A 1,342-nucleotide genomic window follows, 5' to 3' on the forward strand; every position below is an offset into this window, starting at 1 on the left:
CAGGGGCCTGACCCCCGTGTGGTGGACACCCTGACCCCGGCGATGAGCTGGGGAAGAAAGGTAGTGTTCCACCATGCCCCTGAAGACCTACTCTTCAGCAGTTCAAGCGTGACGCCGTCGCCTTATACGAGTCCACCGACGGCGCGTCACTGAACTCCGTGGCCGCCGAACTCGGGATCAACCGCAACACCCTGAAGAACTGGGTCGCCCGCTTCTCATCGAACCCGCGAGCCGGCAGCACCGACCAATCGGAAGCCGCGGCGATCACCGATGCCGAACGGATCCGAAAGCTCGGACGCGAGAACGCCCGACTGCGCGAAGAACGCGACATCCTGCGACGGGCCGCGAAATATTTCGCGGAAGAGACTTGCCTGGTGAGCCGCTTGACGGTTCGTTGATGACACCCGCACCGACTACCCGGTCAAGCGGCTCTGCGAGGTCCTCAAGATCAACAGGTCCTCCTACTACAAGTGGAAGGCCTCAGCCCCGCAACGTCAGCAACGCCTGCTCGACGACGCCGCAATGGCCGCGAGGATCACCGTGGTCTTCGACGCCCATGACGGCTGTTACGGTGCCAAGCGCGTCACCGCCGAACTCAACGACCTCGGCGACCCCGGTGCAGCACAGGCACCGTCGTCACCGGAGTCACCGGTGGTGAACCGTAAGCGCGTCGCCCGACTGATGAAGACCAACGGCCTGGCCGGGTTCACCCGCCGACGGCGCGTGAAGACCACCGTCGCCGACCCCTCCCGACGGGTGTTCGCCGACCTGGTCAACCGCAGGTTCACCGCCAAGTCCGTCAACCAGGTCTACGTCGGCGACATCACCTACCGGCCAATATCCGATGGGTCGAATATGTACCTCGCCACGGTCATCGACTGCTTCTCACGCCGGTTGGTCGGCTTCGCGATCGCCGACCACATGCGCTCGTCATTGGTCGTCGATGCGCTGACGGCAGCCGCCGGTCAGCGAGGAAGCCTCGCCGGGGCGTTGTTCCACTCCGATCACGGCAGCGTCTACACCTCCGGAACGTTCCAGAAGGCATGCCGGGACCTTGAGGTCCGGCAGTCGATGGGCGCGGTGGGTACGAGTGCGGACAATGCATTGGCGGAGTCGTTCAACGCCGCGTTGAAACGTGAGGTCCTCAAGGACGACAAGACGTTCGCCAACCAGTTGGTGTGCCGTCGGGATGTGTTCCGGTGGTGTATCCGCTACAACACGACCCGTCGACATTCCTGGTGCGGTTATCTCTCACCGCAGGCCTATGAGGCCCGGAGTTCGGGTAGACTCCGACTCGTATCCTGAATCAAAACCCCGTGTCCACCATCCGGGGTTCGGGCCC

General features: G+C 63.6%; 1 pseudogene. It reads left to right on the forward strand.

The window, feature by feature from the left end:
• The first annotated feature begins 73 nt into the window (after positions 1-73).
• A pseudogene (locus tag ACTXPP_RS14065) lies at positions 74-1,305 on the forward strand (IS3 family transposase).
• Positions 1,306-1,342: the final 37 nt, after the last annotated feature.

It is taken from the genome of Candidatus Corynebacterium faecigallinarum, assembly GCF_052264515.1.
GTDB classification, from domain to species: Bacteria; Actinomycetota; Actinomycetes; order Mycobacteriales; family Mycobacteriaceae; genus Corynebacterium; species Corynebacterium faecigallinarum.